The organism is Stenotrophomonas sp. P5_A9, assembly GCF_056400525.1.
Genome location: NZ_JBFULC010000149.1, coordinates 1 through 855, shown reverse-complemented (window position 1 = coordinate 855; position 855 = coordinate 1). Strand labels below are relative to the sequence as shown.

Below are 855 nucleotides of genomic sequence, written 5' to 3'. Positions count from 1 at the left end.
GATCTGGAGTGAAGTCCTGGGCGTGGAGAAGGTCGGTCGCCATGACAACTTCTTCGAGCTTGGCGGGCATTCCCTGCTGGCCGTGCGCATGCTGTCGCTGCTGCGCGAACGCTTCGAAGCGGAGGTCAACCTGACGTCCGTGTTCTCCGCTCCTTCCATCGCCGAACTGGCCGACAGCGTCTCGCGTGCACAGCGCCCGAGCATTCCTGCGATCATTGCCACCGAGCGCCAGCAGGGTGCAGACGTCCCCCTCTCGTTCAACCAGCAGCGGCTCTGGTTCCTCACCCAGATGCAAGGCGCGAGCGCGGCCTACAACATGCCGCTGGCGCTGGAACTGGAGGGGCCGCTGGACGTAGCTGCGCTGCGCAACGCGCTGGATGCGCTGGTGGAGCGACACGCATCACTGCGCACCTCGTTTGTTGCCGTAGACGGCACACCGATGCAGCAGATCGGTCCGGCCGGGCTCAGCTTCCCATTCGCCTTCGATGCTCTGGGCGATGCGGCAGAGGCCGCAGCGATCCTTCCGATATTGCTCGAATTCGAGGCGACCACACCTTTCGATCTGACTCAAGGCCCGCTCGCCCGCGCTCGCTTGATCCAGCTCGGCACGCAGCGTCATGTGTTGGCGCTGAACATGCATCACATTGTCTCGGACGGCTGGTCGAGCATGGTGCTGATGCGCGAACTGCAAGCACTGTATGCCGGCTTCCTACACGGCGTGCCGGCTGAACTTCCCGACCTGCCCATCCAGTATGCCGACTACGCCCACTGGCAGCGGCAATGGCTCTCCAATGATGCGCTGGCAGACCAGGCAGGCTATTGGCACACGAAGCTGGCCGATGCGCCAGCCCGCCC

At 64.1% G+C, this 855-nt stretch carries 1 protein-coding gene; it reads left to right on the top strand.

Features of this window, described 5'->3' with window-relative positions; all coding sequences use genetic code 11:
• Positions 1-22: 22 nt before the first annotated feature.
• Positions 23-855: condensation domain-containing protein (locus tag AC1DR7_RS20325; RefSeq protein ID WP_478076675.1), on the top strand; the 833-nt coding region annotated here is incomplete at its 3' end.